Here is a 25,951-nt window from a genome sequence, read left to right on the forward strand (position 1 = left end):
AGTGCTTAGAGCCTAGTCGACATCGGAGATCAGTGGAGGGTTCAAGAAAAGATCGCAGCCTTCGGCAGCTCCTACAGGTGTACGTCATGCCTTTGTAGGAGCTGCCGAAGGCTGCGATCTTTTGATCTTTAACGCACTATCGCGGTTCGATGTGGGCAATCATCAGCTGGACCGTCTCGTTGCCACGAAACTCGTTGAGGTCGAGTTTGTAGGCCAGTTCCACCCACTTGATGGTCGGATTCGGCCAGATGTCGCGGTCGATCCCGAAGGCAATGCCGTCGAGCTTCACCGAACCACATTCACTTTTGAGCACGACTTTAAGGTGCCGCTCGCCAACGACGCGCTGCTCGACCAACTGGAATACCCCATGAAACAACGGTTCCGGGAAGTGCTGCCCCCAAGGGCCGGCATGCCGCAGGGCACGGGCCAGTTCCAGGTGGAACTCTTCCACCGCCAGGGTGCCGTCCGACAACAGGCGGCCCGTCAGGTCTTCTTCGCGCAGTTGCCGGCGCACTTCAGCGTCAAAGGCTTCGGCGAACAAGGGGAAATTCGCTTCCGGCAGCGTCAGGCCGGCCGCCATCGCGTGCCCACCGTACTTGGTGATCAGATTCGGATGCTGTGCCGCCACCACGCTCAAGGCGTCGCGGATATGAAAGCCCTGGACCGAACGCCCCGAGCCCTTGAGCAAACCATCCCCGGCATCGGCAAAGGCGATGGTCGGGCGGAAATAGCGCTCTTTCATCCGTGACGCGAGGATACCGATGACGCCTTGATGCCACTCGGGATCGAACAGGCACAAGCCGAACGGCATCGACTCCACCGGCAGATCCTTGAGCTGTGCCAGCGCTTCGCGCTGCATGCCTTGCTCGATGGATTTGCGATCCTGGTTCATGCCATCCAGTTGCGCCGCCATCTCCCGGGCCAGACCTGCGTCTTCGGTCAGCAGGCATTCGATGCCCAGGCTCATGTCATCCAGGCGCCCTGCGGCGTTCAGGCGCGGGCCGACGATGAAGCCCAGATCGGTAGAGGTGATGCGTGCATGATCGCGCTTGGCGACTTCGAGGATCGCCTTGATCCCCGGCCGGGCACGTCCGGCGCGAATCCGCTCCAGCCCCTGATGCACCAGAATCCGGTTGTTGGCATCCAGCGGCACCACGTCGGCCACGCTGCCCAGAGCCACCAGGTCAAGCAGTTCGCCGATATTCGGCTGCGGCTTGCTTGTGTACCAGCCCAGCTCGCGCAACCGCGCACGCAGGGCCATCAGCACATAGAAAATCACCCCGACGCCGGCCAGCGCCTTGCTCGGAAACTCGCAACCGGGCTGGTTCGGATTGACGATGGCATCGGCCAGCGGCAGCTCGTCGCCGGGCAAGTGGTGGTCGGTGACGAGTACCTTGAGCCCGGCCTTTTTCGCCGCTGCCACGCCTTCGACGCTGGAGATGCCGTTGTCGACGGTGATCAGCAAATGCGGTTGACGCTCGAGCGCCACCGCGACGATTTCCGGTGTCAGGCCGTAGCCGTAGTCGAATCGGTTAGGCACCAGGTAATCGACATGTGCCGCACCCAGCAAACGCAGGCCCAGCGTGCCGACGGTGCTGGCCGTCGCGCCGTCGGCATCAAAGTCGCCGACGATCAGAATACGCTGGCGTTGTTCGAGCGCAGTCACCAGCAGATCCACAGCGGCATCGATGCCCTTGAGTTGCTGGAACGGAATCAACCGCGCCAGGCTCTTGTCCAGTTCCGCCTCGGACAGCACGCCCCGAGCTGCGTACAGCCGAGTCAATAGCGGCGGAATATCACCGAGGAATGGCAGGGTGTCGGGCAGCAGGCGAGGTTCGATGCGCATGGGGTGAAAGATGCTTCTCTTCAATACGTAGGATAAAACCGGGTGACGCGGGGCAGCGGCGAAAAATCAGCCGCGCTCACCGGCCAGCCACTGCAACTGGACTTCGTGCTGACCACGGTCGTCGGTGACGAAGATCGTCCCTTCGCTGATCATCACGTCCCACTTGATAACGCGGGGCATGTCCTTGGCCAGGGTTTCCAGGACTTCCTGAGGCACGGCAGCAATGTTGACGTTCTTCAGGTTTTTCACCGCCGGCACCACTTTGCCTTCCCACACGCGCAGGCTGCCATAGGCCAACAGACTGGTACGTTCAGTGCGGCGCGAGCACCAGGTCAGGCGCTCGGCATCCGGCTGGCCGACTTCGATCCAGTGCAGGACGCGGTCATCCAGGCTTTTTTCCCACAAGGCAGGTTCATCCACTTCCGACAGACCACGGCCAAAGGACAGCTGCTCGTTGTACCAGAGGGCGTAGGCCAGCAGGCGCACGGTCATGCGCTCTTCGGTTTCCGAAGGGTGACGGGCGATGGTCTGCTTCACGCTCTCATAGACGCTGCGGTCGAGGTCGGTGAGGTTCAGTTCAAACTTGTAGGTCGTGGACGGCTGGGCCATGAACGGGCTTCTTGATACGAGGAAAGGCGGCAAGTCTAACCGATGCGACGGGCAATCCACGAATTGAACACAATCAAGCTGGAGCGTCTGACAGTCGGCTATGTTAAAACGCTGTATCCGCCCAACCTTTGCCCCACAGGATCCAGCATGCCGTTCACCGCCAAACCGCTTTCCGGTCTGAAAGTCATCGAATTGGGCACCTTGATTGCCGGCCCGTTTGCCTCGCGCATTTGCGCGGAATTCGGTGCCGACGTGATCAAGATCGAATCTCCGGACGGCGGTGATCCATTGCGCAAATGGCGCAAGTTGTATGAAGGCACTTCGTTGTGGTGGTTCGTCCAGGCCCGCAACAAAAAGTCCCTGACCCTCAATCTCAAGCACCCAGACGGCCAGGCGATCCTGAAACAGCTGCTGGGTGAGGCAGACATCCTGATCGAAAACTTTCGTCCCGGCGTCCTGGAAAAACTCGGCCTGGGCTGGGACGTCCTGCACGCCCTGAACCCGAAACTGGTCATGGTGCGGCTGTCGGGTTTCGGCCAGACCGGCCCGATGAAAGACCAGCCCGGCTTTGGCGCGGTCGGTGAGTCCATGGGGGGCCTGCGCTACATCACCGGCTTCGAAGACCGGCCACCGGTGCGCACCGGCATTTCCATCGGCGACTCGATTGCCGCGCTCTGGGGCGTGATTGGCGCGTTGATGGCCCTGCGTCATCGCGAAGTCAACGGCGGTCAGGGGCAAGTGGTGGACGTGGCGCTGTACGAAGCCATCTTCGCGATGATGGAAAGCATGGTCCCGGAGTTCGACGTGTTCGGCTTCATCCGCGAACGCACGGGCAATATCATGCCGGGCATCACTCCGTCCTCGATCCACACCAGCGCCGATGGCAAGCACGTGCAGATCGGCGCCAATGGCGACGCGATTTTCAAACGCTTCATGCTGATCATTGGCCGGGAAGACCTGGCAAACGACCCCCAGCTTGCCAGCAACGATGGCCGCGATGCCCGACGCGACGAGATTTATGGCGTCATCGATCGCTGGGTCAACTCGTTGCCGCTGGACAGGGTGCTGGCGCAGCTCAATCAGGCCGAAGTGCCGGCCAGCCGGATCTTCAGCGCCGAAGACATGTTCAATGACCCACAGTACCTGGCGCGGGAAATGTTTCTGCAAGCCAAGCTGCCTGATGGCAAGGACTTCAAGATGCCGGGCATTGTGCCGAAACTCTCAGAGACACCCGGGGAATGTGAATGGGTCGGGCCGCAACTGGGTGAGCACAACGCACAGGTACTCCAGGAACTTGGCTATGACGCGACGCAGATCGCACAGTTGCGCAAAGACGGAGCCATCTGAACGGAGGCACCTGCCTGCATGGGCCACTAGACACTGCTCGTCGCGCGGCGGGTGGCTACTGTGCGTGCTGGCGACCTTGTTCCTGCTCCTTGAACCGGTCTCCTCAGCCCTGGCGCAAACCAGGGAAACCCTGATCTGGCTCAAGCGCGACCTGCCGCCACTGACGATCTTCGACGGGCCGAAAAAGGGCCAGGGCGTGATCGATCAACTGCTTCCACTGTTGATTGCCGGCATGCCGCAATACCAGCACAACGTGATGAGGGTCAATCGCGCGCGCGGACTGCAAATGCTCCACGAACCGTCCCTCGTCTGCGACGCGGCGCTGAACTGGAGCAAGGAACGGGAACAGTGGATCGCCTTTTCCATCCCGGTCTTCCGCGCCATGAGCAATGGCCTGGCCGTGCGGCGCGTTGACCAGAAAGTGCTGGTCCCCTTTATCAAGGACGGCGAAGTGGACCTGGCAGAGCTGCTCGACAGCGGCCGCGAAAAGCTGGGGATCATTGCCGAGCGCAATTACGGCGAGTACCTCGATGGGCTGCTCAAGCAAGCGCCGGCCGACGCGCTGACCGCTCATTACGGCAACGACGCCTTGGGCAGCCTGCTGCAGATGCAGCGCCTGGGACGCTTGCGCCTGCTGTTGGGTTATCGCCCGGAAATTCGCTACCAGGCCTCACTACAAGGCATCGCCGAGGATGAACTGCAGTTCTATCCGATCCGTGGCACGGGCAAATACCTGTCCGGCTACATCGGTTGCACCGACACGCCAAAGGGCCGTCAGGCCATTGTCGAGATCAACCAGGTGCTGCGCACCCTTCCCCGTGAACGCCTTGACGAGGCCTACGCCGCCTGGCTGGATCCGGAGAGTCGCAGCGATTACCTGAAAGACACCAAGGCGTTTTTCGACAACCTGGCGCAACCCTGACAAATCCCGGGCAAAAGAAACCCCGAGAAGTGGGGAGACGACTCGGGGTTAAACGTGGTCTGTTTGGAGACCAGTAGCAGCAAGCTACAAGCACCGGAGCACAATGCTTGATCCTGCTGTTACAAAGTCTGACTGACCTGGGCGCAGGAAGGTTCCCACAAAAAACCGTTCAATTGCGGCTGGCCAGCAGCTTGTCCTGCGCCGCATTACGCAATGCCGCAATGACACAAGGTTCAAGGCGTCCTTCAGCGATCAGCACGTCGCGATGCAAACCGTCGACCACATCCGTCAGCAGGCGTTTGTCATTCAACTGGGCCTGATTGAACTCGCGCTCGACCACGGTCGCGCCGATAGCATTCTTCAGGGTCACCCGGCATTCGCCACGAATGCCTGACGGGGTCAACGTAACCTGATACGGGCTCAGCGCCTCACCGAGTAACAGACTGATACTTTCCATCCCGATCACCACTCAATAGTCCGAAAACAACGTGCCTGGGGCAGGCCTACAACAAATGACCGCTGGCCCGAGAAGAAAGTTCTGGATACTGACCGCAGGCGAACCTGCAACCCAGTCAAGTGAGCATGCACGGCGAACATGACAGAGAAAAAACGCCACCATCACGTCTGTCGGGTGCGCCGGGCGATGTCGGCCCAGCCTCCCAACAATCCCCGTAGCTGGCCATCAGCCGTGTAGAACGGCACTGTCCACTGGTAGATATCCCTGACACCGTCCTTGAACATCAATTGACGCTCGAAAAAGCGCGTCCTTCGTGTACTCAATTGCGCCATGTACTCGGCATGCAGCAGTTCCGCGGTTTGTCTGGGCATGGCATCGATCTCGATCAACTGCCGCCCCTGCATTCGGTCAAAACGCGTCGACAAGGCGTCCTCATAACTTTTGTTGCACATGATCAAGCGCCCTTGCAGATCACGGACAAACATCGGGTCAGGCATGGCATCCATCAGGGCATGCTGGAAGGCGAGCTGATCGCGCAGACTGCTTTGGGCCTCGACCCGTTGCCTGACCACCACCGCCAACCGCCGATTCCAGAGCAAGGACAACAGACCGAACAGGCTGACCACCAACACGCCCCAGCAAACCCACTGGTCAATCCGCTGCCAGAGGCCAGACACCTGTGGCACGGTTGCGCCGCCGAACCACTTCCGGCGAAGGTCGCGCAACTCCTGTTCAGGAAACGCCTCAAGCGCCTTGTTGAGGATACTCAGCAGCTGCGGCTGGCCTTTGCGCACCGCCAGATAATCCGCATCCCATTTGCCCGGTACCACGGCGCCGATCTGTAGCCGGCCCGACGGAATAAGCTGGGCACCGATTTCGCTTTCGATGGTGGCGTAGGCTTCGCCGCTTTCCACCCAGGCACGGGCTTCGGCGTAGGTTTTAACCGAACGCAACTCGATTGCCGGATAATTGCGACGGATCATCGCTTCCAGTGCATGCCGGGTCGGCAGCACCAGTACCCGCTTCGCCATATCCTCCAGCGACTGCACCGGCGGTGCCCCGGCCCGCCCGACAAAGACCCATCCTGCACCGCCGAACGCATGGCTGAAATCGAGAAACGCCTTGCGTTCGTCATTCATCGCCAGGGTCGTACTCAAATCCGCAGCGCCGCTTTCCAGATGGGCCAGCATCTGATCGGTGGAAAAAGACTCTTGGTAAACGAACTGCAATCCCGTCATTTCACTGATGCGCTTGAGCAGGTCACTGTTCAAGCCCGTCCATCGGCCATGTTCATCCTTGAACAGGTACAACGGGTATTCCAGTGCCGTGACCACGACCCGTGGATGGCTGGCCATCCACTGCAGCTCCCGGTCATCCAGCACAACCGTTGAACGTGCGACAGTCTTCCCACGCTCCTGAATCGATGCAGGGCTCGCCCCTCCCCATTCGGCGATTCCCAGCACGCCAAACAAAAACAGCCAGCGCGCGACTGGCTTGAACACACTTGTAAACAGCATTCCCACGTCCTTGGTGATCCATTCGCCTGTCCCTTCGCGGCGATAACACGACAAGTGTGCATGCAGAAATGAAAAAGCCCGTCAGGAGACGGGCTTCAAAATGTAACTGTGCTGACCGGTTACAGCGGCTTGCCGCGGTTGCCATGCTTACTGACAAAGGCCTGCACGGCCTTCAGGTCATTTGGCAATACGGTGCAACGTTCGTCTCGCTCAAACAAATCAGAAAGATGTACCGGCAGTTCGAGAGCTTTTCCTACACCGGCTTTTTCCACGGCGTCCGGGAATTTTACCGGGTGGGCGGTGCCCAGGATCACCATTGGAATGTCCAGGCTACGGCGGCATTCCCGGGCAGCTTTCACGCCGATGGCCGTGTGTGGATCCAGCACTTCGCCAGTCTGCTCGTAGACTTCGGCGATGGTTTCGCAGGTTTGCGCATCATCCACGGCCAGCGAGTCGAACAACTTGCGGGCTTCGGTCCAGCGCTCTTGCTCGACGCTGAAACCGCCGCCCTGCTTGAACGAATCCATCAGCCCGGCGATGGCCGCGCCGTTGCGACCATGCAGGTCGAACAGCAGGCGTTCGAAGTTCGACGACACCATGATGTCCATGGACGGCGACAGCGTGGCGTGCAGGGTTTCCTTGACGTACTGGTTGCCGCTCATGAAGCGGTGCAGGATGTCGTTGCGGTTGGTGGCGACGATCAACTGGTTGATCGGCAGGCCCATGTTGCGCGCCAGGTAACCGGCGAAAATGTCGCCGAAGTTGCCGGTCGGCACCGAGAACGACACCGAACGCGCCGGGCCGCCCAGTTGCAGAGCTGCGTGGAAGTAGTAAACGATCTGGGCCATGATCCGCGCCCAGTTGATCGAGTTCACCGCCACCAGGCGAGTGCCCTTGAGGAAGCCCTGGTCGGCGAAGCTCGCCTTGACCATTTCCTGGCAGTCATCGAAGTTGCCTTCGATGGCGATGTTGTGGATGTTCTCACCGAAGATGGTGGTCATCTGCCGACGCTGCACTTCGGACACCCGGTTGTGCGGGTGCAGGATGAAGATGTCGACGTTTTCGCAGTGCTTGCAGCCTTCGATGGCAGCCGAACCGGTATCACCGGAGGTGGCACCGACGATCACCACGCGCTCGCCGCGCTTTTCCAGCACGTAGTCGAGCAAACGACCGAGCAGTTGCAGGGCGAAGTCCTTGAACGCCAGGGTCGGGCCGTGGAACAGCTCCAGCACCCATTCATTGCCGTTCAGCTGACGCAGCGGCGCAACGGCGCTGTGGGCGAACACGCCGTAGGTTTCTTCAAGAATCTTCTTGAAATCGGCATCGGGAATGCTGCCGGTGACGAACGGGCGCATGACGCGGAAAGCCAGCTCGTGATACGGCAGGCCTGCCCACGAAGCGATTTCTTCCTGGGTGAAACGTGGCAGGTTTTCCGGGACGTACAGACCGCCGTCGGTGGCAAGGCCTGCCAGCAGGACGTCTTCGAAATTCAGGGCCGGTGCCTGGCCGCGGGTACTGATGTAACGCATGACTGACTCCAATGGACAGTGTTCGTAGTGCCGGACCCGCAAGCGGGCCCGGTCAACGATATCGACTTAGTTCAGGTGCTCGACACGGATCCGTACGACCGGACCGACCACACCCGCCAAGGCTTCCAAAGCAGCAATGGCATCGTTGATATGCTGTTCCAGCACGCGGTGGGTCAGCAGGATCATCGGCACCAGGCCGTCGTGCTCCTCGGCTTCCTTCTGCATGATCGACTCGATGTTGATGCCGCGCTCCGAAAGGATGCTCGCGACCTGAGCCAACACGCCCGGATGGTCCTTGGCCTGAATACGCAGGTAGTAGGCGCTTTCGCAGGCTTCGATCGGCAGGATCGGGTGCGCCGACAGCGAATCCGGCTGGAACGCCAGGTGCGGCACGCGGTTCTCCGGGTCGGAAGTCATGGCGCGAACCACGTCCACCAAATCGGCGATCACCGACGAAGCGGTCGGCTCCATGCCGGCGCCAGCGCCGTAGAACAGGGTCGAACCGGCAGCATCGCCGTTGACCATCACCGCGTTCATCACGCCGTTGACGTTGGCGATCAGGCGATCGGCCGGGATCAGCGTCGGATGCACGCGCAGTTCAATACCGGCCGCGGTGCTGCGCGCCACGCCCAGGTGCTTGATGCGGTAGCCCAGCGCTTCGGCGTAGTTCACGTCGGCGGTGGTCAGCTTGGTGATGCCTTCGGTGTAAGCCTTGTCGAACTGCAACGGAATACCGAACGCGATGGACGCCAGGATCGTCAGCTTGTGAGCCGCGTCGATACCCTCGACGTCGAAGGTCGGATCGGCTTCGGCGTAACCCAGTGCCTGGGCTTCGGCCAATACGTCTTCGAAGGTGCGACCCTTCTCGCGCATTTCCGTCAGGATGAAGTTGCCGGTGCCGTTGATGATGCCGGCTACCCAGTTGATGCGGTTGGCGGACAGGCCTTCGCGGATCGCCTTGATCACCGGGATGCCACCGGCCACCGCCGCTTCGAACGCAACGATCACGCCCTTCTCGCGGGCCTTGGCGAAAATTTCATTACCGTGAACGGCGATAAGCGCCTTGTTCGCGGTGACCACATGCTTGCCATTCTCGATGGCCTTGAGTACCAGCTCGCGGGCAACGGTGTAGCCGCCCATCAGCTCTATAACGATGTCGATCTCAGGGTTCGTGGCCACTTCGAAGACATCGTTGGTAATCGCAATACCGGTCGTTTGGAACTGAGGCTTTGGCGTGCGCATGGCAATTTGTGCCACTTCGATCCCACGCCCGGCACGACGAGCAATTTCCTCGGCGTTGCGCTGAAGTACGTTGAAGGTACCGCCACCGACGGTTCCTAACCCACAGATGCCTACTTTGACCGGTTTCACTGTGAACTCCCCATAAAACGGCCGACTCGAGGCCGGCCGTGAAAACAACCGCATGCTCGCGGTTCTCTATTGATGGCCCGGCGAATGTCGCTACCGGACCATGATCGTCAATGGCTGACCGTGACGATGCGAATTTACTTCGCGCCCAGCGCCAGTTTGGCGACTTGTGGCGCAGGCTGGTAGCCCGGAATGACCTGACCGTCGGCCAAAACGATGGCCGGTGTGCCGTTCACGCCGATCGACTGACCGAGTGCGAACTGTTTGGAAACCGGGTTATCGCACTTGGCGGCCTTGATTTCCTTGCCGTCGACCATTTTGTCCATGGCCGCTTTCTTGTCTTTCGAGCACCACACCGCTTGCAGTTGCTCGTCACCCGGCGAACCCAGGCCCTGGCGCGGGAACGCGACGTAACGCACTTCGATGCCGCGCTTGTTCAGCTCCGGCACTTCGGCGTGCAGCTTGTGGCAGTACGGGCAGGTGGTGTCGGTGAATACGGTGATGTGCGACTTGGTTTCGCCAATGGCCGGGTAGACAACGGTTTCGGCAACCGGGATGGCGTTGATCAGCTTGGAGATGCCCAGACGCTCGGTCTTCTCGGTCAGGTTGACCGGCTTGCCGTCCTTGAGATCGAACAGGTAGCCCTGAACCACGTACTGGCCGTCGGCGCTGGCGTACAGCACACGGCTGCCCTTGAGCTTGACTTCGTACAGGCCTGGCAACGGGCTGGCGGTGATGGTCTCTACCGGCACTTCGAGCTGGAGGTTTTCCAGGCTTTTACGAATGGCTTTGTCGGCCGCGTCATCGGCGACGGCAAAGGTGCTGACCAACGCAATGGCTGCGGCGGCGAAAATCTGGGTCAGACGCATGAGAACTCCTGAAGGCGGACAAATGGGACGATCAGAACGCCCGTGCCGAAACACCGGGTCATAACCGCCCATCGTGCAAACCGGCCCAGCCTATCACATAAGGTCCGCAGGGCCGAATGCACCTGATGCAAGACATTTGTGGCGACACAATCCCCTGTGGGAGCGAGCTTGCCCCGGGCGGCGTTCCGACGAAAGCGTCGTGTCAGGCGACATCAATGTTGTATGTGCCGGCCTCTTCGCGGGCAAGCCCGCTCCCACAGAAAAGCGGATCTCGGGAAGTTCACCCGCGTGGATGATGCTTAGCATGCAAATCCTGCAACCGTGCCCGGGCAACATGGGTGTAGATCTGCGTCGTCGACAAATCGCTGTGCCCCAGCAGCATCTGCACCACCCGCAGGTCTGCGCCGTGGTTGAGCAGGTGCGTGGCGAAGGCATGGCGCAAGGTGTGTGGCGACAGCGACTTGCCGATCCCCGCCACCTTGGCCTGGTGCTTGATCCGGTGCCAGAAGGTCTGGCGGGTCATCTGCTCGCCACGCAGACTCGGGAACAACACATCGCTGGGACGCCCGCCAAGCAGTTCGCTGCGGGCATCACGCATGTAGCGCTCGACCCAGACAATCGCCTCCTCGCCCATCGGCACCAGCCGCTCCTTGCTGCCCTTGCCCATCACTCGCAACACGCCTTGACGCAAATTGACTTGTTCCAGGGTGAGGCTGATCAGCTCGGTCACCCGCAAGCCGCAGGCATACAGCACTTCAAGCATCGCCCGGTCGCGCTGGCCGATGGCCTCGCTCAAATCAGGCGCCTTCAGCAAGGCTTCCACATCCGCCTCAGACAAGGACTTTGGCAGCGGCCTGCCGAGTTGCGGCATATCAACGCGCAATGTCGGATCGACCGAGATCATCTTTTCCCGCAGCAGGTAACGATAAAAGCCACGCACACCCGAGAGAAATCGCGCAGTGGAACGAGGCTTGTAGTTTTGCTCCAGGCGCCAGGCCAGGTGGTCGAGTATCAACTCGCGCCCGGCATTGACCAGCTCCAGCTCTTTGTCCTGCAACCAGCCGTTAAACAGCGCCAGGTCACTGCGATAGGCATCGCGGGTGTTATCGGAAAGGCCTTTCTCCAGCCACAAGGCATCGAGGAATTGGTCTATCAGCGGGTGATCGATGGCAGGCATGGGCACTCGAATCACGCAGCCTTGGGACTGCGCACAAAATTAAAATTGGACACGGAAACGGCCGCTAGTCTTTCATAGGCCGCCATTTCAAGGAACAGGGAGCAGCAATGAGCGAGCAGCAGATTTTATTGGCATTTGGCGGGATAGGCGCGGCGGCGCTGCTTTGCCAATGGCTGGCCTGGCGCTTGAAACTGCCGGCGATTCTTTTTCTGCTGCTGACCGGCATCCTGGCCGGCCCCGTGCTGCACTTGCTCGACCCGCAGGAGATGTTCGGACCACTGTTGATGCCCCTGGTGTCCCTGGCAGTGGCGCTGATCCTGTTTGAAGGCAGCCTGACCCTGCATCTGTCCGAGTGGCGCGAAATCGGCAGCGTCGTCCATCGCCTGGTCACGATTGGCGCCCTCTCCACCTGGGTGGTCATTGCTGTCGCCACTCACTGGTTGCTGGATTTCGACTGGATGCTGGCCATCCTGTTCGGCAGCCTGACCCTGGTGACCGGGCCGACCGTGATCGTACCGATGCTGCGCGTCGTGCGCCCGAAAGCGTCGATTGCCAACATCCTGCGCTGGGAAGGCATTGCCATCGACCCCATCGGTGCCCTGCTGGCGGTGGTCGTCTATAGCTTCATCATCGCCAGCTCCGAAGGGAACGGCCTCGAGGAAAGCCTGCTGACCTTCGGTGGCGTGATTTTTTGCGGCAGCCTGTTCGGTGTTTTTGGTGGCTGGTTGCTCGGTACACTGATTCGCCGCCAGTGGCTGCCGGAATACCTGCACAACCTGGCAGCGCTCGCGGCAGTCCTGGGTATTTTCATTGGCTCCAACGAAGTCACCAACGAATCCGGGTTGCTGGCCGTGACCTTGATGGGCATGTGGCTGGCCAACATGAAAGGCGTGGACGTGCGGCACATCCTGCACTTCAAGGAGAACCTCAGCGTGCTGCTGATCTCCGGCCTGTTCATTCTGCTGGCGGCACGGCTGGACCTGAACGCCATGATCGGCCTCGGGCCTCTGGTGCTGATTTTGCTGCTGGTCATTCAGTTCATCGCCCGACCTTTGAATGTGCTGCTGAGCACGGCGGGCTCCAGCCTGGGTTGGCGCGAGCGAGCGCTGCTGGCATGGATTGCCCCAAGGGGCATCGTGGCAGCGGCGGTGTCGGCCATCTTCGCTATTCGCCTGCATGAGGCCGGTCATCAGGGAGCGTTGCTGCTGGTGCCGCTCACCTTTGCGGTGATCATCGGCACGGTGGTGTTGCAAAGCGCGACGGCACGACCGCTGGCTCGCCTGCTGAAGGTGGCGGAACCGGCACCGAGCGGCTTCCTGATCATCGGCGCCAACGGACCTGCGCGCACGCTGGGCAAGGCCCTGCAACAATTGGGCAGTCGCGTATTGCTGACGGATTCGAGCTGGGAAAACATTCGCTCAGCGCGGATGGAAGGCTTGCCGACCTATTTTGGCAACCCGGCATCGCAACATGCCGATGCGCACCTGGACCTGGTCGGCCTCGGGCATTTGCTGGCGTTGTCCCCCTCCGGCGAGATGAACACCCTGGCGCTGATGCGCTTTCGGCATGAACTGGGCCATCAGCGCATGTTCGGCCTGGCCAGCGGCCAGGAAAGCCGCCGCACCGACAAGCACCGTACCAGCCTGGAACATCGCGGCAATCAACTGGGCAGCGAAGCGCTGACCTACGCCAAACTCGCCAGCCAGCTGAGCCAGGGCTCAGAGCTGTACAGCACAACGTTGACAGACGGTTTCAGTTGGGACGACTACCGCGCGCTGCATGGCGAGCGTGCGACCCTGCTGTTCGTGCGCGACGACAGCGGTTGGGTGCACGTGGTGACACCGGAAAGCACGATCAAGCCCGCGGCGGGATGGACGTTGCTGGCGTTGATTCAGCCGGAGACTGTTGGCGCCGGCTAAAACGCATCGCGAGCAAGCTCGCTCCCACAATGATCTTTGGTGCTCACAGATATTGCATCCACTGAAGATCACCTGTGGGAGCGAGCCTGCTCGCGATGGCCGCGACTCGGTCTTGCGCCAGGCCGCGAACCGGAGAACTCATTAAATCGAAGACAACAAAAAAGCAGCCCACAGGCTGCTTTTTTTGCATCGGAAGCTGGACTTAAGCCAGTTTTTCCTTGATGCGAGCTGCTTTACCCGACAGGTCACGCAGGTAGTACAGCTTGGCTTTACGTACGTCACCGCGACGCTTGACAGCCATGCTGTCGATTTGCGGGGAGTAGGTCTGGAAAGTACGCTCTACGCCAACACCGTTGGAGATTTTACGAACGGTGAATGCACTGTTTACGCCGCGGTTACGCTTGGCGATAACAACACCTTCGAACGCTTGCAGACGCGAACGGTCGCCTTCCTTCACTTTCACCTGAACGACAATGGTGTCGCCCGGGGCAAAGGTAGGGATCTCTTTGGTCATCTGCTCTGCTTCGAGTGCAAGGATGATTTTGTTAGTCATGCTGTGCTCCTAAGGTAAATCGTCGGATCTACCATCGATACGTTGTTAACTATCGTCCCGCTCGCGGATGTATTCCTCGAGCAGCTTCTTCTCTTCTCCAGAAAGCGAGCGGCTTTCCAGAAGATCGGCGCGTCGTTCAAAGGTCCGACCAAGGGACTGCTGTAAACGCCAACGCCGGATGTGCGCGTGATTGCCACTTAGCAATACGTCGGGAACACGCTGATCCGCATACACCTCCGGTCGGGTGTAGTGCGGGCAATCCAGCAAACCATCCGTAAAGGAATCTTCCTCGGCGGAGTCCGCATGCCCTAAAGCTCCAGGCAGCAGTCGTGTAACCGCATCGATCAGGACCATCGCCGGCAGCTCGCCGCCAGACAGTACATAGTCGCCAATCGACCACTCTTCATCGACATGAGCATCAATAAAACGCTCGTCAATGCCTTCATAGCGGCCGGCAATCAGGATCAATGCATCCAGATTCGCCAACTCGCGTACCGCCGACTGAGTCAGTTGACGGCCTTGGGGGGACAGGTAAATTACCTTCGCCGCCTCCCCGGCTGCTGCCTTGGCCTGAACCAGAGCATCTTCCAGGGGCTTGATCTTCATCACCATGCCCGGACCACCGCCAAACGGGCGATCGTCCACAGTGTGATGTCGATCCGTCGTGTAGTCTCGCGGATTCCAACAGGTGAGCTGCAAGAGCCCCTGTTTCACCGCCCGACTGGTGATGCCGTACTCGCTGATGGCGGAAAACATCTCGGGAAACAGACTGATCACTTCTACGCGCAAGTTAGCCACGCTTAGAAATCCGCGTCCCAATCCACCTTCATCTCGCCCGCGGCCAGGTCGACGGCCAACACGCATTGCTCCGTATAGGGCAACAGGCGTTCGCGATCATCCAGGCTGCCAGCGCAAGGCTTGACCACCATGACATCGTTCGAGCCGGTCTCCAGCAGGTGATCGATTTTCCCGAACAGTTGTCCGAGGGTGTCGATGACCTTGAGACCTTCCAGCTGGTACCAGTAGTACTCGCCGTCGGTGAGTTCAGGGAACAGGTTGCGCGGCACGCAGATCTCATAACCGGCCAGAAGACGAGCTTCTTCGCGATCATCGAGATCTTTGAGCTTTGCGACCAGGAACTTGTCGTTCCCGCGTCCGCTGACCAGCTCTACCTGCTTTACATTACCCTCACGCTTGAGCGTCCAGGTCTTGTAGTCCAGCAGGTTTTTAATCGGATCAGTAAAGGAGTACACCTTCACTTCGCCGCGAACGCCGTGAACAGAATAAATCTTGCCGATAACGATCAAATCATCAGCAATGGCAGGCGTCGCGTTCATATTGCTCAGGCCGCAGCCTTAGCAGTTTCCTTCAACAACTGAGCAACGCGCTCAGAAGGTTGTGCACCAACGCTCAGCCAGTAGGCTACGCGCTCTTGGTTCACGGACAGACGAACTTCCTGACCACGGGCAACAGGGTTGAAGTAGCCAACCTGTTCCTTGTGCGAACCGTCGCGCGGGTTGCGGCTGTCGGTTACGGTCAAGTGGTAAAACGGGCGCTTTTTGGAGCCGCCAAGGGCAAGACGGATTGTTAGCATGTGAACATCGTTCCTGTAGTCGGTGCTGCAAATCTAAAGGCACAGCGGGCATGGGTGCCCGAAAGGCCGCATATTCTAAGGAATATCCGGACTTTTGCAAATGACTTTTTCCGGCGGTCTATCGGCCGCCATGCAGATTTGCTATAGAGCCGTCGTTGAAAACGGCCGATCAGCTCCCGCCAAGTGCGGGTTTGCTGTGTATCCCACGTCCGTGTGGGTTAGCGCCGGTGCGACGACCGGCGCGAATTCTTTACATCTTGGGCATGCCGCCGCCGGGCAACATACCGCCCATGCCGCGCATCATCTTGGCCATTCCGCCTTTCGCGGAGAACTTCTTCATCATCTTCTGCATCTGCTTGTGCTGCTTGATCAAGCGACCGATGTCCTGCACCTGGGTGCCTGAGCCCATGGCGATCCGGCGCTTGCGCGAACCGCTGATCATCTCAGGGTCGCGGCGCTCGGCCGGGGTCATGGAGTTGATGATGGCTTCCATCTGCTTGAATTGCTTTTCTGCCGCGCCCTGGGCGTTGCCCATTTGCGCCAGGTTCACGCCACCCATGTTCGGCAGCTTGTCCATGAGCCCGCCGAGGCCGCCCATGTTCTTCATCTGTTGCAGCTGATCGCGGAAGTCTTCGAGGTCGAAGCCCTTGCCCTTCTTCAACTTTTTAGCAAGCTTGTCGGCTTTGTCCTTGTCGAGCGTCGCTTCCGCCTGCTCGATCAGGCTGAGCACGTCGCCCATGCCGAGGATGCGCGAGGCGATACGCTCTGGGTGGAACGGATCGAGCGCTTCGCTCTTCTCGCCCATACCGATGAACTTGATCGGCTTGCCGGTGATGGCGCGCACCGACAGCGCGGCACCGCCACGGGCGTCGCCGTCGACCTTGGTCAGGATCACACCGGTCAGCGGCAATGCATCGCCGAAGGCCTTGGCCGTGTTGGCGGCGTCCTGGCCGGTCATGGCGTCGACCACGAACAGGGTTTCGACCGGGTTGATCGCGGCGTGCAGGGCCTTGATCTCGCCCATCATCTCTTCATCGATGTGCAGGCGACCGGCGGTATCGACGATGACCACGTCGATGAATTTGAGTTTTGCTTCCTTAATAGCCGCTTGCGCGATCTCGACCGGCTTCTGGCTCAGGTCGGACGGGAAGAAGGTAACGCCGACTTCACCGGCGAGCATTTCCAGCTGCTTGATCGCCGCGGGACGGTAAACGTCGGCGGACACGACCATGACGGTCTTCTTCTTGCGCTCTTTAAGGAAGCGCGCGAGCTTGCCGGCGGTGGTGGTTTTACCAGCGCCCTGCAAACCGGCCATGAGGATGACCGCTGGCGGCACGGCGCTCAGGTTCAAATCTTCGTTGGCCGCGCCCATCAGGCTTTCGAGTTCGGCCTGGACGATCTTCACGAAGGCCTGGCCCGGCGTCAGGCTGCGCGACACCTCGGTACCGACGGCACGCTCCTTGACCGAGTTGACGAAATCCTTGACCACCGGCAGGGCGACGTCGGCTTCGAGCAACGCCATGCGCACTTCACGCAGGGTGTCTTTGATGTTGTCTTCAGTCAGCTTGGCCTTGCCGGTGACATGGCGCAGCGTCTGCGAGAGACGGTCGGTTAAGTTTTCAAACATTGCGCGATCCTTTCAGGCCCTGTGTAGACCGGGATAATGGCGGCCCGGACCGGACTAAACGTGTGCTCGGCGAGCCTGCGGCGTGGGCAGGTCGCGGATTATAGCGAAGACTGTGGCCGGCGGACACCTCGCTGTCGGGTTGCGCGGTCTTTCGTGTGGTGGGGGTTCTATGCCAAACTCAGCGACTTTCGGGCTTGCCTAACAGGATTTATGCTCCCCTTGTCACCCAGCTTGCTAACTACCCTCGCCGCCGCCTGCTTGTATGCCGCTGCGACCATTTACCAGGGCACTCGCCTGGCGTCCGGCGCCAAGGTCAACAAACGCCTGCTGGTCATGCTCGGCGTGCTCGCCGTATTGGCCCACAGCGTCAGCCTGCTCACCCACCTGCTGACCCCGACCGGCCTGGCCCTGGACTTCTTCAGTGCCGCCAGCCTGATTGCCGTGGCAGTCATCGCACTGACCCTGCTGGCCTGCTCGCGGATTCCGGTGGAGAACCTGCTGGTCCTGCTGCTCCCGCTTGGGGCCCTGACCGTGTTGCTGGCGCATTTTGCCCCCGCCGGCACGGTACAGGTCATCGACGAGGAGCCGGGCATCCTCGCCCACATCCTGCTTTCGATCCTGGCCTACGGCATGTTCACCATCGCGGTGTTCCAGTCCTTGCTGCTGCTGATCCAGGACCACCAGCTCAAGCACAAGCACCCATCCGGGCTGATCAAGAACTTCCCGCCGCTGCAAACCATGGAAAGCCTGCTGTTCGGTTTCCTCTGGGCCGGCTGGACGCTGTTGTCGCTGTCGCTGATTTCCGGCTGGCTGTTCGTCGAGAACCTGTTCGCCCAGCATCTGGTGCACAAAACCCTGCTGGCCTGCCTGGCCTGGGTCGTTTTCAGCGTGCTGCTGTGGGGACGCAATCGCCTTGGCTGGCGCGGGCACAAAGCCATTCGCTGGACCCTGGCCGGTTTTTGCCTGTTGATGCTGGCGTATTTCGGCAGCAAGCTGGTTCGTGAATACATCCTGCATATCTGACGGGCGGCATTAATGGACGACTTGCCCATAGGGCCGATGCTCGCGGTAGTGACCCTGCTGGTTTTATGGTCGGGGCTGTTTACCGCCATCGAAGCGGCGCACCAGCATTTGCTGGCCCAGCGCACCGCAACGCGTTCCAGCGACAAACCGGTGGCGAAACTCAGCTTCCCCCTGGCCAGCCTGATTTTTTGCAACACCCTGTGCCGCGCACTCGTGGTGGTCATCAGCACCTTGCTGGCCATTTTCACCTGGGCCGAGAACGGCCCGTGGGTCGCCTGCCTCGGGGCGGGCGCCATGTTGCTGGTGTTTTCCGACTACTTGCCACGCGCCCTCGCCGCACGCTATCCGGATGCGATCCTGGTCCAGGGCAACAACCTGCTGCGGGTGCCGCTGAAAATCATCTATCCCGCGGCATGGCTGCTCAATAGCATCAGTCAGTTGCTGACGCGGCCATTCGCCCGTAGAGCCAAAGTGGTGCAACAGAGTGAGGACGAAGCGCTGACGGAGCGGCATGTGCCCTCCGAAACCGTAAACCGCCCTCACCCGCTGCCAGGCATCCACGCGCTGGACAACATTACCGTCAATGACATCCTGGTACCGCGCAGTGACGTGGACGGCATCAATCTCGATGACTCCATCGAAGAAATCATCGAACAATTGCGCCACAACAGGCGTACTCGCCTACCGGTGTTCCACAGTGATATCAACCAGGTCGAAGCCGTCCTCAACACCCGGCACATCCTTCACTTGCTGCCCGATGCGAGCCTGACCAGGGAAGCGTTGCTGGCGGCCAGTCACGAGCCGTACTTCGTACCGGAAAGTACGCCGTTGCAGCTGCAACTGCTCAACTTCCACAAACAGCAACGGCGCCTGGGCATGGTGGTCGACGAATACGGCGAAGTGCTGGGCATCGTCACTCTGGAAGACATTCTCGAAGAAATCGTCGGCGAGTTCGAAAGCCAGCAGAGCCTGGACAATCCGCACATTCATCCGCAAGCCGACGGACGTCTGGTGATCGACGGTGCCGCATCCATTCGCGAGCTGAACAAGAGCCTCGGCTGGCACCTGCCCAGCGATGGCCCGAAAACCCTGAACGGCCTGGTCACCGAGGCGCTGGAAACCATTCCCGAAAGCGCGGTGTGCCTGAAGATCGGCCGGTATCGCCTGGAAATTCTCGAGACCGAGGACAACCGTGTCACGCGGGTGCTGATCTGGCAGACCAGCTCGATGCCGGTCGTTATCTAACAATCGGGCAAATCTTTTGTGGCCACTCAAGCCACTTGTTCGATCGTTAGCCACCTTCCTATAATCGAAGCGCTTACCCAAGCCTCGCCGGCCCCCGTGCTTACCCCGCACTTCGCAGCTTCCGGCCCGTCCATCAGCAAAGTCCGCAATAAACCGACGACTGTTCCTACCTTGAACAGCGACCGTGCTTCCACCCACATCCCTGGGTTCTCGACCATAATAATTCGCTCCACTGGAGCACATGACTGTCAGGGATAACCGCATGACGACCAGCACGACTTACAGCGACTCCACACCTGCGCAACCGACGAACTCCGCAACCCGCGTGGCCACCGCGAGTTTCATCGGTACCGCCATCGAGTTCTACGACTTCTACGTCTATGCCACCGCCGCCGCACTGGTAATTGGCCCAGTGTTCTTTCCGCAGACATCCGGCACCGCCCAGATGCTTTCGGCGTTCCTCACGTTCGGCATCGCCTTCCTTGCACGCCCCTTGGGTTCGGCCCTTTTCGGTCACTTCGGCGACCGTGTCGGCCGCAAGTCGACACTGGTCGCCTCGCTGCTGCTGATGGGCGTGTGCACCACGCTGATCGGCGTGCTGCCGGGATACGACAGCATTGGCGCCTGGGCACCGATCCTGCTTTGCGTCCTGCGTTTCGGCCAAGGCCTTGGGTTGGGCGGTGAATGGGGTGGCGCGGCACTGCTGGCCACGGAGAACGCGCCGAAAGGCAAGCGCGCGTGGTTCGGCATGTTCCCGCAACTGGGTCCATCCATCGGCTTTCTGGCGGCCAACGGCCTGTTCCTGACCCTGGCCGTGGTGCTGGACGATGAACAGTTCCGCTCATGGGGCTGGCGTATTCCGTTCCTGCTCAGCGCCGCCCTGGTGATGGTCGGCCTGTACGTGCGCCTCAAGCTGCATGAGACCCCGGTATTCGCCAATGCCATGGCGCGCCAGGAACGAGTGAAGATCCCGCTGTTCGAGCTGTTCGGCCAGTACTGGGTACCCGTATTGCTGGGCGCCGGCGCGATGGTCGTGTGCTACGCGCTGTTTTACATCTCCACCGTGTTTTCCCTGAGTTACGGCGTGGCAACGCTCGGCTACAGCCGCGAAACCTTCCTCGGCCTGCTGTGCTTCGCGGTGCTGTTCATGGCTGCCGCCACCCCGCTGTCGGCCTGGGCCAGCGACCGTTACGGGCGCAAACCCGTGCTGATCATCGGCGGTGTACTGGCGATCCTGTCCGGCTTCCTCATGGAACCGCTGCTGACCCAAGGCTCGACCTGGGGTGTGGCGCTGTTCCTGTGCATCGAACTGTTTCTGATGGGCGTGACGTTTGCGCCGATGGGTGCGCTGCTGCCGGAGCTGTTCCCCACCCACGTGCGCTACACCGGCGCCTCGGCGGCCTACAACCTGGGCGGTATCGTCGGTGCGTCCGCAGCGCCGTTCTTCGCCCAGAAACTGGTGGCGATGGGCGGGTTGAGTTACGTCGGCGGCTATGTGTCCGGGGCGGCGGTGCTGAGTTTGATTGCAGTGCTGTGCCTGAAGGAAACGCGGCATAACGACCTGAATCAGGTTGTCTGATAGATAGCTTTCGCGGGCAAGCCCGCTCCCACAGGTATTTTGTCGAACCACTATTTTGTGATCGACATTGATCCTGTGGGAGCGTGGCTTGCCCGCGATGGCGTCATTGCAGACAAAACACCCCCTGAAAAACCACAACTTTCCCCCACCCATTGTCACCTCGCTCTACGCGCATCGGCTCATCCCCGCTATACTTCCCGGCTTTTCCTGAATAAATGCCAATAGGGTCCCGCCGCGCATGGATAAGACCTACCAGCCGCACGCCATTGAAACTTCCTGGTACAACACCTGGGAGTCAGAGAATTACTTCGCCCCGCAAGGCGCGGGCGAGTCCTACACCATCATGATCCCGCCGCCGAACGTCACCGGCAGCCTGCACATGGGCCACGGCTTCAACAACGCGATCATGGACGCCCTGATCCGTTTCCGCCGCATGCAGGGTCGCAACACCCTGTGGCAGCCGGGTACCGACCACGCCGGTATCGCCACGCAGATGCTGGTAGAGCGTCAGCTCGAAGCCAAGGGCCAGAGCCGCCACGACCTGGGCCGCGAGAAATTCCTCGAGAAAGTCTGGGAGTGGAAGGATGAGTCAGGTGGCAACATCAGCCGTCAGATCCGTCGCCTCGGTTCGTCCGTAGATTGGAGCCGCGAGCGCTTCACCATGGACGACGGCCTCTCGGAAGCCGTTAAAGAAGCTTTCGTACGCCTGCACGAAGACGGCCTGATCTACCGCGGCAAGCGCCTGGTCAACTGGGACACCAAGCTGCACACGGCGATTTCCGACCTCGAAGTGGAAAACCACGACGAGAAAGGTTTCCTGTGGAACCTGAAATACCCGCTGGCTGACGGCGCCAAGACCGCTGAAGGCAACGATTTCCTGATCGTCGCGACCACTCGCCCGGAAACCATGCTCGGCGACTCCGCCGTGGCCGTTAACCCGAACGATGAACGCTACAAAGCCCTGATCGGCAAATTTGTCGAGCTGCCACTGGTTGGCCGCCGCATCCCGATCATCGCCGACGATTACTGCGACCCTGAATTCGGCACCGGCTGCGTGAAAATCACCCCGGCCCACGACTTCAACGACTATGAAGTCGGCAAGCGTCACAACCTGCCGCTGCTGAACATCTTCGACAAGAACGCAGCCGTTCTTCCAGCGTGCCAGGTGTTCAACCTCGACGGCACGCTAAACGAAACCATCGACGGCAAGATCCCGGCCGAATACGCCGGTCTCGACCGCTTCGAAGCGCGCAAGCAGATCGTGGCCGCGTTCGACGCTGTCGGCCTGTTGGTCAGCGTTGACGATCACGCCCTGAAAGTGCCGAAAGGCGACCGCTCCGGCACCGTCATCGAACCGTGGCTGACCGACCAGTGGTACGTGTCCACCAAGCCTTTGGCCGAGCCTGCGATTGCCGCCGTTGAAGACGGCCGCATCCAGTTCGTGCCGAAACAGTACGAAAACATGTACTTCTCGTGGATGCGTGACATCCAGGATTGGTGCATCAGCCGTCAGCTGTGGTGGGGCCACCGGATTCCGGCCTGGTACGACGAGTCGGGCAAGGTCTACGTCGGTCGCGACGAAGCCGAAGTGCGGGCCAAGCACAACATCGGCCCGGACGTTGCGCTGCAACAGGACAATGACGTTCTCGACACCTGGTTCAGCTCGGGCCTGTGGACGTTCTCCACCCTCGGCTGGCCGGAAAAAACCGAATTCCTGAAGAAGTTCCACTCCACCGACGTCCTGGTGACTGGCTTCGACATCATTTTCTTCTGGGTTGCCCGGATGATCATGCTCACCATGCATTTGGTGAAAAACGAAGACGGCACGCCGCAGGTTCCGTTCAAGACCGTGTACGTGCACGGCCTGGTGCGTGACGGCCAGGGCCAGAAGATGTCCAAGTCCAAGGGCAACGTCCTGGACCCGCTGGACATCATCGACGGCATCGAGCTCGAAGCCCTGGTGCAGAAACGCACCTCCGGCATGATGCAGCCGAAACTGGCGAAGAAGATCGAAAAGCAGACCCGCGACGAGTTCGCCGAAGGCATCGCCAGCTACGGCACCGACGCCCTGCGCTTCACCTTCTGCTCGCTGGCATCCACCGGTCGTGACATCAAGTTCGACATGGGCCGCGTCGAAGGCTATCGCAACTTCTGCAACAAGATCTGGAACGCAGCGCGCTATGTGCTGGACAAGGGCGAAGACTGCGGCCAGAACGGCGAAGCCTACGAGCTGTCCCTGGCTGACCGCTGGATCATTTCGCAGCTGCAACGTACCGAAGCCGAAGTGACCCGCCAGCTGGACCAGTTCCGTTTCGACCTGGCCGCACAAGCCTTGTACGAGTTCATCTGGAACCAGTATTGCGACTGGTACCTGGAACTGTCCAAGCCTGTGCTGTGGGACGAAAACGCACCGGTCGAACGCCAGCGCGGCACCCGTCGCACCCTGGTACGCGTGCTGGAAGTCGCCCTGCGCCTGGCGCACCCGTTCATGCCGTTCATCACCGAAGAAATCTGGCAGCGCATCGCGCCGCTGGCCGGCATCGATGGCAAGACGATCATGCTGCAACCTTGGCCGGTGGCCAACGAAACTCGCATCGATCAGGCCGCCGAAGATGACATCGAATGGCTCAAGGGCCTGATGCTCGGCACTCGCAACATCCGTGGCGAAATGAACATCGGCCCGGGCAAACCGCTGCCGCTGTTCCTGAAGAACGTCAGCGCCGAGGATCAGCGTCGCCTGACCGAGAACGAAGCCCTGCTGAAGAAGCTGGCGCGCCTCGAATCGATCACCGTGCTGGCTGCTGGCGAAGAAGCACCACTGTCCGCCACCGCACTGGTCGGCGAGATGGAAGTGCTGGTGCCAATGGCCGGCTTGATCGACAAGGGTGCGGAACTGGCGCGTCTGGACAAGGAAATCCAGCGCCTGCAAGGTGAAGTGCAACGAGTCGGCGGCAAGCTGTCCAACGCCGGTTTCGTTGACAAGGCCCCAGCCGAAGTCATCGAGAAAGAACGCGCCAAACTGGCCGAGGCCGAACAGGCCCTGGGCAAGCTGGCCGAGCAACATGCGCGGATTGCCAGCCTGTAAGGGCAAATCGCTATGAAAAAGGGAGGCCCAAGTGGCCTCCCTTTTTTATGCCTGCCACTTTCTTACATCCAATGAAGACCCCCACATTTGATCGGTGTTGCCCCACAGATGTGGGACAATGCCCGCCACTTTTAGCCATACCCGAATCGACCACCGCCATGACCGCCCCCCGCTCCCCCAAGCCTGCGCGCAAAAAGCCTGCCCCGAAGACCCCGGCCACGGCCGTCGCCCCGAAGGAAAAGGCCAGCCTGCATCCGCGCAATCGCCATCAGGGTCGCTACGACTTTCCGACGCTGATCAAAAGCGCCCCGGAACTGAAGAAGTTCGTGATCATCAATCCATACGGCAAGGAAAGCATCGACTTCGCCAGCCCGGAAGCCGTGCGGGTGTTCAATCGGGCGCTGCTCAAGTCGTTCTATGGCATCGCTCACTGGGACATTCCGGCCGACTACCTGTGCCCACCGGTGCCAGGCCGTGCCGATTACGTGCACTTCCTTGCCGACCTGCTGGCCAACGGCAATGACGGTGTGATTCCCCGTGGCGCCGCCGTGAAAGTGCTGGACATCGGCATGGGCGCCAACTGCGTGTATCCGCTGATCGGTTACAGCGACTATCGCTGGCAGTTCCTCGGTTCCGATATCGATGCGACCGCCATCGCCGCGGCGAAGGCCATCGTTCAATCCAATGGTCTGAACAAAGCCATTCAGGTGCGCCAACAGAGCAATCCCAAGCAGATCCTCACAGGCCTGCTGGAGAGCACAGAACGCTTCGACCTGACCATGTGCAACCCGCCATTCCACGCCTCGCTGGACGACGCCACGCGGGGCAGCACGCGCAAATGGCGCGCCCTGGGCAAAGCCGATCCGAAACGCAAGCTGCCGGTGTTGAACTTTGGCGGCCAGTCGGCCGAGTTGTGGTGTGAAGGCGGTGAAGTACGCTTCGTGACCCAACTGGTCAGCGAAAGCGTGCAGGTCGCTCAGCAGGTGCTGTGGTTCAGTACATTGGTGTCAAAGGCGTCCAACCTGCCGGCGATCCAGACCGCCCTGAAAAAGGCCGGCGCCCTGGAAAGCCAGGTAGTGGAAATGTCCCAAGGGCAGAAGCAAAGCCGCTTCGTCGCCTGGACCTTCCAGACCAAAGCGCAGCAACAGGCCTGGCGCCAGGCACGATGGAGCAACGCTCAAGCGTAGTGAGCGCTTTATCGCGCCCACAAAAAAACCGTGCCCGGATCGCTCCGGTGCACGGTTTTTTCTTAACAAGTCTTACTTGTTAACAGCGTCGGTCAGGCCTTTGGCCACAACCAGCTTGATCACTTTCTTGGCAGCGATTTCGATGGCAGCGCCAGTCGAAGGGTTGCGGCCAGTACGGGCAGGGCGCTCAGTCACTTTCAGTTTGCCGATACCTGGCAGAGTGATTTCGCCGCCGTTTTCCAGCTGATCGGCAACGATTTGGCCCAGTTGGTCCAGAGCGTTACGCGCGGTGGTTTTCGGCGCGTCGATAGCTTCAGCGATGTCGGCGATCAGTTGGTCTTTAGTAAGAGCCATTTAGTGTTCCTTCCCTATCAAATTCATATGGATTGCAGAGTGCAATGTCAGCTATCGAGCCCGATCTTTTGGATCTGGCACCCTCGGCCAAATAACCTCGGGATCGGGGTTATAGATACCGAAATCAGGGTTTGGTTCGACCTG

Annotated in this window: 22 protein-coding genes; 8 read left to right on the top strand and 14 right to left on the bottom strand. The window is 60.2% G+C overall.

Annotation, left to right across the window (positions count from 1 at the left end; all coding sequences use genetic code 11):
• Positions 1 to 136: 136 nt before the first annotated feature.
• Positions 137 to 1,846, bottom strand: coding sequence for a single-stranded-DNA-specific exonuclease RecJ (gene recJ / locus AC3IP0_RS23060; protein WP_046042001.1), 1,710 nt, complete (start codon positions 1,844 to 1,846; stop codon positions 137 to 139).
• A 66-nt stretch (positions 1,847 to 1,912) separates the two neighbouring features.
• Positions 1,913 to 2,455, bottom strand: coding sequence for a YaeQ family protein (locus AC3IP0_RS23065; RefSeq protein WP_007971297.1), 543 nt, complete (start codon positions 2,453 to 2,455; stop codon positions 1,913 to 1,915).
• 147 nt (positions 2,456 to 2,602) lie between these two features.
• Here AC3IP0_RS23065 and AC3IP0_RS23070 point away from each other — a divergent pair, with 147 nt between their 5' ends.
• Positions 2,603 to 3,802: a CaiB/BaiF CoA transferase family protein gene (locus AC3IP0_RS23070; RefSeq protein WP_090457552.1), complete on the top strand. Its 1,200-nt coding sequence runs from the start codon at positions 2,603 to 2,605 to the stop codon at positions 3,800 to 3,802.
• Complete coding sequence (locus tag AC3IP0_RS23075; protein ID WP_489325992.1) at positions 3,756 to 4,724, top strand: TIGR02285 family protein; 969 nt, start codon at positions 3,756 to 3,758, stop codon at positions 4,722 to 4,724. Before AC3IP0_RS23070 ends, AC3IP0_RS23075 begins: the two co-directional genes overlap by 47 nt.
• Positions 4,725 to 4,893: 169 nt before the next feature.
• Here the strand turns inward: AC3IP0_RS23075 and AC3IP0_RS23080 are convergent, their stop codons facing one another.
• The 6 genes from AC3IP0_RS23080 to xerD form a co-directional block, all read right to left on the bottom strand.
• Positions 4,894 to 5,181 (bottom strand): DUF3509 domain-containing protein, encoded by a 288-nt coding sequence (locus AC3IP0_RS23080; protein WP_046041997.1) that lies wholly within the window; start codon positions 5,179 to 5,181, stop codon positions 4,894 to 4,896.
• Positions 5,182 to 5,342: 161 nt separating this feature from the next.
• Positions 5,343 to 6,698 carry a transporter substrate-binding domain-containing protein gene (locus tag AC3IP0_RS23085; protein ID WP_489317120.1) on the bottom strand — a complete coding sequence of 452 codons (1,356 nt, stop codon included), beginning with the start codon at positions 6,696 to 6,698 and terminating at the stop codon, positions 5,343 to 5,345.
• Positions 6,699 to 6,817: 119 nt separating this feature from the next.
• On the bottom strand, positions 6,818 to 8,227 hold the full coding sequence (thrC, locus tag AC3IP0_RS23090) for a threonine synthase (RefSeq protein WP_056726157.1): 1,410 nt from the start codon (positions 8,225 to 8,227) through the stop codon (positions 6,818 to 6,820).
• A 66-nt stretch (positions 8,228 to 8,293) separates the two neighbouring features.
• On the bottom strand, positions 8,294 to 9,598 hold the full coding sequence (locus AC3IP0_RS23095; RefSeq protein WP_007998527.1) for a homoserine dehydrogenase: 1,305 nt from the start codon (positions 9,596 to 9,598) through the stop codon (positions 8,294 to 8,296).
• A gap of 134 nt (positions 9,599 to 9,732) precedes the next feature.
• On the bottom strand, positions 9,733 to 10,464 hold the full coding sequence (dsbC, locus tag AC3IP0_RS23100; protein ID WP_008053501.1) for a bifunctional protein-disulfide isomerase/oxidoreductase DsbC: 732 nt from the start codon (positions 10,462 to 10,464) through the stop codon (positions 9,733 to 9,735).
• Positions 10,465 to 10,744: 280 nt separating this feature from the next.
• Entirely contained in the window at positions 10,745 to 11,641 is an 897-nt protein-coding gene (gene xerD, locus AC3IP0_RS23105; protein WP_489317121.1) for a site-specific tyrosine recombinase XerD, read from the bottom strand.
• A gap of 107 nt (positions 11,642 to 11,748) precedes the next feature.
• Between xerD and AC3IP0_RS23110 the strand changes: the two genes are divergently transcribed.
• The gene (locus AC3IP0_RS23110; protein ID WP_489317122.1) at positions 11,749 to 13,560 is read left to right on the top strand and encodes a cation:proton antiporter; all 1,812 of its coding nucleotides are present in this window, start codon (positions 11,749 to 11,751) and stop codon (positions 13,558 to 13,560) included.
• Positions 13,561 to 13,762: 202 nt separating this feature from the next.
• On the opposite strand, the gene rplS is transcribed toward AC3IP0_RS23110, so the two are convergent.
• The 5 genes from rplS to ffh all read right to left on the bottom strand — a co-directional run bounded on the left by rplS (position 13,763) and on the right by ffh (position 17,334).
• Entirely contained in the window at positions 13,763 to 14,113 is a 351-nt protein-coding gene (gene rplS, locus AC3IP0_RS23115) for a 50S ribosomal protein L19 (protein ID WP_003175895.1), read from the bottom strand.
• Between the two features lie 45 nt (positions 14,114 to 14,158).
• Positions 14,159 to 14,911, bottom strand: coding sequence for a tRNA (guanosine(37)-N1)-methyltransferase TrmD (gene trmD / locus AC3IP0_RS23120; protein ID WP_007897583.1), 753 nt, complete (start codon positions 14,909 to 14,911; stop codon positions 14,159 to 14,161).
• Between the two features lie 2 nt (positions 14,912 to 14,913).
• Positions 14,914 to 15,450: a ribosome maturation factor RimM gene (rimM, locus tag AC3IP0_RS23125; protein ID WP_489325994.1), complete on the bottom strand. Its 537-nt coding sequence runs from the start codon at positions 15,448 to 15,450 to the stop codon at positions 14,914 to 14,916.
• A 5-nt stretch (positions 15,451 to 15,455) separates the two neighbouring features.
• Entirely contained in the window at positions 15,456 to 15,707 is a 252-nt protein-coding gene (gene rpsP / locus AC3IP0_RS23130; protein WP_108214983.1) for a 30S ribosomal protein S16, read from the bottom strand.
• A 250-nt stretch (positions 15,708 to 15,957) separates the two neighbouring features.
• A complete protein-coding gene (gene ffh / locus AC3IP0_RS23135) occupies positions 15,958 to 17,334 on the bottom strand; it encodes a signal recognition particle protein (protein WP_053155091.1) in 1,377 nt (458 codons plus the stop codon).
• Positions 17,335 to 17,544: 210 nt separating this feature from the next.
• On the opposite strand from ffh, the gene AC3IP0_RS23140 reads away from it, so the two are divergent.
• From AC3IP0_RS23140 to rlmF, 5 genes are all read left to right on the top strand, one after another.
• A complete protein-coding gene (locus tag AC3IP0_RS23140) occupies positions 17,545 to 18,357 on the top strand; it encodes a cytochrome C assembly family protein (RefSeq protein ID WP_489317124.1) in 813 nt (270 codons plus the stop codon).
• 12 nt (positions 18,358 to 18,369) lie between these two features.
• Positions 18,370 to 19,602, top strand: coding sequence for a transporter associated domain-containing protein (locus tag AC3IP0_RS23145; RefSeq protein ID WP_489317125.1), 1,233 nt, complete (start codon positions 18,370 to 18,372; stop codon positions 19,600 to 19,602).
• A 262-nt stretch (positions 19,603 to 19,864) separates the two neighbouring features.
• Positions 19,865 to 21,181 (top strand): MFS transporter, encoded by a 1,317-nt coding sequence (locus tag AC3IP0_RS23150; RefSeq protein WP_489317126.1) that lies wholly within the window; start codon positions 19,865 to 19,867, stop codon positions 21,179 to 21,181.
• 238 nt (positions 21,182 to 21,419) lie between these two features.
• A complete protein-coding gene (locus AC3IP0_RS23155; RefSeq protein WP_489325996.1) occupies positions 21,420 to 24,266 on the top strand; it encodes a valine--tRNA ligase in 2,847 nt (948 codons plus the stop codon).
• Between the two features lie 158 nt (positions 24,267 to 24,424).
• Positions 24,425 to 25,453, top strand: coding sequence for a 23S rRNA (adenine(1618)-N(6))-methyltransferase RlmF (gene rlmF / locus AC3IP0_RS23160; RefSeq protein WP_489317128.1), 1,029 nt, complete (start codon positions 24,425 to 24,427; stop codon positions 25,451 to 25,453).
• Positions 25,454 to 25,525: 72 nt separating this feature from the next.
• On the opposite strand, the gene AC3IP0_RS23165 is transcribed toward rlmF, so the two are convergent.
• The gene (locus tag AC3IP0_RS23165) at positions 25,526 to 25,807 is read right to left on the bottom strand and encodes an HU family DNA-binding protein (protein WP_007905514.1); all 282 of its coding nucleotides are present in this window, start codon (positions 25,805 to 25,807) and stop codon (positions 25,526 to 25,528) included.
• Positions 25,808 to 25,951: the final 144 nt, after the last annotated feature.

The sequence above is a fragment of the Pseudomonas sp. GL_103 genome, assembly GCF_057835175.1.